Origin of the sequence: Adlercreutzia sp. ZJ473 (assembly GCF_013185065.1) — a bacterium.
Lineage (GTDB): Bacteria > Actinomycetota > Coriobacteriia > Coriobacteriales > Eggerthellaceae > CAAEEV01.
The window spans coordinates 1-5259 of sequence record NZ_JAAVTO010000090.1 but is presented as its reverse complement, the minus strand read 5'-3'; the positions used below and the strand labels follow the sequence as shown (position 1 = coordinate 5259).

6 protein-coding genes are annotated in these 5259 nt (G+C 68.5%); 5 read left to right on the top strand and 1 reads right to left on the bottom strand.

Annotated features, from left to right (window positions below):
* Nucleotides 1-4: 4 nt before the first annotated feature.
* Entirely contained in the window at nt 5-523 is a 519-nt protein-coding gene (locus HRL41_RS11505) for a M48 family metallopeptidase (RefSeq protein WP_371808846.1), read from the top strand.
* On the opposite strand, the gene HRL41_RS11500 is transcribed toward HRL41_RS11505, so the two are convergent.
* The gene (locus HRL41_RS11500; protein ID WP_172137140.1) at nt 520-933 is read right to left on the bottom strand and encodes an Rrf2 family transcriptional regulator; all 414 of its coding nucleotides are present in this window, start codon (nt 931-933) and stop codon (nt 520-522) included. The genes HRL41_RS11505 and HRL41_RS11500 overlap by 4 nt on opposite strands.
* Nucleotides 934-1129: 196 nt before the next feature.
* Here HRL41_RS11500 and nifS point away from each other — a divergent pair, with 196 nt between their 5' ends.
* From nifS to HRL41_RS11480, 4 genes are all read left to right on the top strand, one after another.
* Complete coding sequence (gene nifS / locus HRL41_RS11495) at nt 1130-2344, top strand: cysteine desulfurase NifS (RefSeq protein ID WP_216662676.1); 1215 nt, start codon at nt 1130-1132, stop codon at nt 2342-2344.
* A gap of 15 nt (nt 2345-2359) precedes the next feature.
* A complete protein-coding gene (gene nifU, locus HRL41_RS11490; RefSeq protein WP_172137142.1) occupies nt 2360-2824 on the top strand; it encodes a Fe-S cluster assembly scaffold protein NifU in 465 nt (154 codons plus the stop codon).
* 301 nt (nt 2825-3125) lie between these two features.
* The gene (locus HRL41_RS11485; RefSeq protein ID WP_172137139.1) at nt 3126-4301 is read left to right on the top strand and encodes an ABC transporter substrate-binding protein; all 1176 of its coding nucleotides are present in this window, start codon (nt 3126-3128) and stop codon (nt 4299-4301) included.
* 65 nt (nt 4302-4366) lie between these two features.
* The gene (locus tag HRL41_RS11480; protein ID WP_172137138.1) at nt 4367-5149 is read left to right on the top strand and encodes an ABC transporter ATP-binding protein; all 783 of its coding nucleotides are present in this window, start codon (nt 4367-4369) and stop codon (nt 5147-5149) included.
* Nucleotides 5150-5259: the final 110 nt, after the last annotated feature.

Sequence of the window (5259 nt, the reverse complement as noted above, 5' to 3'; positions counted from 1 at the left end):
GGACGTGTGGGTCACGCGCAAGCGCGTCAAGAACGTGAGCCTGCGCGTGCGGCCTGCGGCGGGCGGCCCGCGCGTGGAGGTGTCGGCGCCCGCGCGCACGTCGGACGCCCTCGTGCGCGCCCTCGTGCGCGAGAAGCGCGCGTGGGTCGAAGCGCAGGCCGCCGCGCTGGCAAGCTCCCCGCGCATCCGCGCCGCCGAGGCGACGCCCGAGGAGGTCGCCCAGTGGAAGGCCGTGGTGTCGGCGTGCGTGCCCGCGCTCGTGGAGGCGTGGGAGCCCCTCATGGGCGTGCGGGCGGGCAAGCTGGCCTACCGCAACATGACGAGCCGCTGGGGCAGCTGCCAGCCGGCCACGGGGCGCATCTGCATCAACGTGCGCCTGGCGCTCTACCCGCCGGAGTGCTTGGAGTACGTGGTGGTGCACGAGCTGTGCCACCTGATCGAGCGCGGGCACGGCCCGCGCTTCCGCGCGCTCATGGACCGCTTCATGCCCGACTGGCGCGCCCGCCGCGACAAGCTGCGCTAGCGGCTCGGCGCCTCGGCCGCCGCGTCGGCGAGCGTCATGCCGTCGAGGTAGTCGAACATCGCCTGCTGCAGGCCGCCCCAGATGCGCTGCGACAGGCAGCCCTCCTGCCGCTCGCACGCGAACAGGCCGCTCATGCAGTCGAGCAGCTCGAGGCCGTCCTCCGAGGCGCCCACCACGTCGGCGAGCGTGATCTCCTCGGGCGGGCGCGCCAGCTCGTAGCCGCCCGCGTACCCGCGCGTCACGCGCAGAAGCCCCGCGCCGGCAAGCGGCGCCACCACCTGCTCGAGGTACTTCTTCGAGATCCCCTGCCGCGCCGCCACGTCCTTGAGCGCCACGCAGCCCTCGTTCGCGTGCTGGGCGAGGTCGATCATGAACCGCATCCCGTACCGGGTCTTCGTCGAAATCTTCATGCGCGTGCCTTTCAGTTGTCGTTGCCGATAGCTTAGCAAAAAACCTAGCAACTTGCTTGACTTTGACGCCGAAACCCGTATATTAAACCCAGCAAACTACTAGACTATGGGAGCGGCGAAAAGCGACGCAGGGACGGCGGGGCGCATCCCCCCCCCGTCCCCGGCAACGCCCCTCCCACGCAAAGGAAGCGCGATCATGAAGCAGATCTACCTGGACAACGCATCCACCACGGCGGTCAGGCCCGAGGTGCTCGACGCCATGCTGCCGTACTTCACCACCGAGTTCGGCAACCCCTCGTCGATCTACCCGCTCGGGCAGCGCGCCTCGGACGCGGTGGCGGCCGCGCGCGCCTCCATCGCGAGCCTCATCGGCGCCTCGCCGCGCGAGGTGTACTTCACCTCCGGCGGCTCCGAGGCCGACAACTGGGCGATCAAGGGGTTCGCGCGCGCCAACGCGGGCAAGGGCCGCCACCTCGTCACGAGCGCCGTCGAGCACCATGCGGTGCTGCATGCCTGCGAGGCGCTCGAGCGCGAGGGCTTCGAGGTCACCTACCTGCCCGTCGACGCCGAGGGGCTCGTGTCGCCCGCCGACTTCGAGGCGGCCCTGCGCCCCGACACCATCCTGGCGTCGGTCATGTTCGCCAACAACGAGATCGGCACGCTGCAGCCCGTCGGCGAGCTGGCGCGCATCGCGCACGAGCACGGCGCGGCCTTCCACACCGACGCGGTGCAGGCGCTCGGCCACGAGGCCGTCGACGTGCGCGAGCTCGGCGTCGACATGCTGTCGGCGAGCGCGCACAAGCTCTACGGCCCGAAGGGCGTCGGCCTTCTGTACATCCGGCGCGGCGTGAAGGTCCAGAACCTCATCGACGGTGGGCAGCAGGAGCGCGGCCGGCGCGCCACCACGGAGAACGTGCCGGGCATCGTGGGGTTCGCCCGCGCGCTCGAGCTGGCGTGCGCCGAGCGCGAGGCCGAGCATGCGCGCCAGGCCGCCCTGCGCGACCACGCCTTCGCGCGCATCGCCGCCGAGATCCCGCACGCCAAGCTCAACGGGCACGCCACGCGGCGCCTCGCCAACAACGTGAACTTCTCGTTCGAGTTCATCGAGGGCGAGGGCATGCTGCTGCAGCTCGCAGCGCGCGGCATCTGCGTCTCGTCCGGCAGCGCCTGCACCTCCGGCTCGCTCGACCCGAGCCACGTGCTTCTGGCCATCGGCCTGCCGCACGAGATCGCGCACGGCTCGCTGCGCATGACGCTCGGGCGCGACACCACGCGCGAGGACGTGGACTTCGCCGTCGACGCGCTGGCGAAGACGCTTGAGAACCTGCGCGCGATGAGCCCGCTGTACGAGGACTTCAAGCAGGGCCGCGTGACATCCATCATCGACGAGAGCTTTTCGAAGCAGAACTAGGAGCATCCCATGGCAATGAACTACTCCGAGGCGGTCATGGACCACTTCACCAACCCGCGCAACGTGGGCGAGATCGAGAACGCGAGCGGCTGCGGCACCGTGGGCAACGCGGTGTGCGGCGACATCATGCGCGTGTACCTCGACATCGACGACGACGGCGTCATCCAGGACGCGAAGTTCAAGACGTTCGGCTGCGGCGCGGCCATCGCCACCTCCTCGATGGCGACCGTGCTCGTGAAGGGCAAGACCGTCCAGGAGGCCCTTGAGGTGACGAACAAGGCGGTCATGGAGGCGCTCGACGGCCTGCCGCCCGTCAAGGTGCACTGCTCGCTTCTGGCCGAGGAGGCCATCCACGCGGCGCTGTGGGACTACGCCGAGAAGAACGGCATCGCGATCGAGGGCCTCGAGAAGCCCGTGAGCGACATCAGCGAGCACGACCACGCCCACGGGGCCGACGACGAGGAGGAGGAAGAGGAGTAGCCGAATCGTACGGCAGCGCTCGGTGCCTTGTGCGGCAGCGCCCGGTGCCGCCGCATCGGCGCCTCCCTTGGCCTTGACAGCGCGCGGTGCCAGGTCGGGCGCTCGGCATGCGTTGCTCTATTACCTGATAAAATCAAGCAGTTGTCTATCTCTTCCAATGGTGACAAAGCTGATAGTTGATATAAGCTAATATCTGCTATAATCGTTCGCGCATTGACAAGAGCGAGGGGAAGGCGCGTCCTTCGGGGCTGCGCCTTCTTTTCACCTTGAGAGCGACACCAAGGAACAAGGGAGGCAACACATGACCAACCAGAGGACGATGACTCGCCGCACCTTCGTCAAGGTTGCGAGCGCTGCGGCGGCCATGGCGGGGATGACGGCGCTCACGGGCTGCGCGGGCGGCGGCGCGAGCAGCGCGAGCTCGGCGGCGGGCAGCGCGGACGCGGAGGCGCCGAAGCTCGACAACACCATCAACTCCGAGGTCGAGGAGCTCAAGGCCGTCCTTCTGGGCAAGGACTCCAAGATCGCGGCCATCATCGTGGCGCTCAACAAGGGCTACTACGACGAGGAGAAGCTCACGCTGTCCACGCAGGTGGTCTCCGGCGGCTTCCCCGAGGCCATGCCGGCGCTCTCGAACGGCTCGGTTGACGTGCTCCCCTTCGGCTCCATCCCCACCTGCACCTACGTGGGCCAGGGCGACGACCTCGTGATCTTCGGCGGCACGGTGGCCAACGGCTCCGAGTGCGTCACCCTCATCGAGAACAAGGACAAATACACCAAGCCCGAGGACTTCAAGGGCAAGAGGATCGGCTGCTTCCGCATGGAGACCGGCCACATGGTCACCAAGAGCTGGCTGCGCCAGAACGGCATTGAGGACGGCAAGGACGTGGAGTTCATCCTGCTCGAGAGCGCGGCCGCCGAGGTGGCCGCCGTCGAGAACGGCGAGCTTGACATGTGCTTCGTGAACAGCGGCTACGGCTACGTGGCCACGCAGGGCGGCAAGTGCGCCGTGGCGTTCCGCCCCAACGAGCTCATCGGCAAGGACTTCCCCTGCTGCCGCCAGTCCACCAACCGCAAGGCGTTCGAGGAGAAGCGCTCGGCGCTCATCAAGTTCGAGATCGCCAACTTGCGCGCCATGTACGACATCGCCAACGACCACGAGGGCACCATCGCCATCATCACCGCGTACTCCGGCCAGCCTGAGGAGTACGTGGAGAACATCACGTACGGCAAGGGCGACTACGTGGCGGCCATGACGTTCGAGATGGATCCCTACACCGACGACGTGAAGGCGTTCTACGGCGACATGGTGGACAACGGCGACATCGAGGACGCCGACAAGGACCTCATCGACGCCCACCTCGACTCCACCATCTACAAGGCGGCGCTTGACGTGCTGATCGAGCGCGGCGAGAACAAGGAGTTCTACGAGGAGCTCCTCAAGGTCTACGAGGCCCACAACACCATGGGCGTGTAGCCCCTGCCATGCAAGCATGCGCGCCCGCCCTCCCGCGGGCGCGCTCTTCTCTGCCGAGGACTTCCATGCCATCCATCGTTTTCAAGGACGTCACCTACTCCTACGTCAGCAACGGCGAGTCCTTCCCAGCGCTCGAGGACGTCAACCTCGAGATCGGGGAGGGCGAGTTCCTGTGCCTGGTGGGGCACTCGGGGTGCGGCAAGTCGACCATGCTGAGCCTGATCGCGGGCTTGGCCCATCCCACGCGCGGCGAGGTGCTCGTCGGCGGCGAGCCCGTCGTCGGCCCCGGCCCCGACCGCTCCATCGTGTTCCAGAGCTACTCGCTGTTCCCGTGGCAGACCGCGCTGCGCAACGTCATGTTCGCCATCCGCAAGACCGATCGGAAGGCGACGAAGGAGCAGGCCCGCGCCCGGGCGCTCGAGCTGCTCGAGCAGGTGGGCGTCGGCGAGGCGGCGGACCGCTACCCGTTCCAGCTCTCGGGCGGCATGCGCCAGCGCGTCGCCATCGCGCGCGCCCTGGCGGTCGACGCGCCCACGATGCTTCTCGACGAGCCGTTCGGCGCGCTCGACCCCATGATCCGCCGCAAGCTGCAGCTGCTCCTGCTCGACCTGTGGAAGGGGGCGTGCTGCAAGACGGCGGTGTTCGTCACGCACGACATCGACGAGGCGCTCATCTTGGCTGACCGCATCGTGTTCATGGAGCCGCGCCACGTGGTGCGCAGCTTCGAGCTGCCGCGCGACCGCTCGCGCGACCCCGAGGCGCTCGTCTCTGACCCGGTCGTGCGCGCGGTGAAGGACGAGGTGCTCGCGCTCTTCGAGGCGACGGCGACGGGAGGGGAGGACGCATGAGGACGTGGGGGAAGAAGGCGGCGGCCGGCGCGGGCGGCGCGGCTGCCGTGACGGCCGGGGCTGACGCGGGCGCTGCGGGCGCCCGGGCGCTCGCGCCCGCGGGGGAGGCC